Source organism: Phocaeicola sp. RTP21198st1_B8_RTP21198_201120, from assembly GCF_040929485.1.
Taxonomy (GTDB): domain Bacteria; phylum Bacteroidota; class Bacteroidia; order Bacteroidales; family Bacteroidaceae; genus Phocaeicola; species Phocaeicola dorei.
This window is the reverse complement of sequence record NZ_JBCOCI010000429.1, coordinates 831-1214: the sequence shown is the minus strand read 5'-3', so window position 1 is coordinate 1214 and position 384 is coordinate 831. Positions and strand designations below refer to the sequence as shown.

Annotated in this window: 1 protein-coding gene; it reads left to right on the top strand. The window is 49.7% G+C overall.

The window, feature by feature from the left end:
• Window positions 1-384 (top strand): efflux RND transporter permease subunit (locus AB5935_RS26995; RefSeq protein WP_368327978.1); only part of this gene is annotated, 384 nt, incomplete at both ends.

The window sequence follows — 384 nt, the reverse complement described above, 5'->3', positions numbered from 1 at the left end:
TCTATCTGCAGACAGGGGTGATTATGTTAATCGGTTTGTTGGCTAAGACAGCAATTCTGATTACAGAGTACGCCATAGAGCGCCGTCGCAAAGGAATGGGTATCGTGGAATCTGCTTACTCTGCCGCACAAGTCCGCTTGCGTCCTATCCTGATGACGGTGTTGACGATGATCTTCGGTATGCTTCCGCTGATGTTCTCCTCCGGTGCAGGTGCCAACGGTAACAGTTCGCTGGGTACGGGTGTAGTAGGCGGTATGGTTGTCGGGACACTGGCATTGCTCTTTGTCGTTCCGGTTTTCTACATCATCTTTGAATTTTTGCAGGAGAAAATCCGCAAACCGATGGAGGAGGAAGCAGACGTACAGGTGCTGTTAGAGAAAGAAA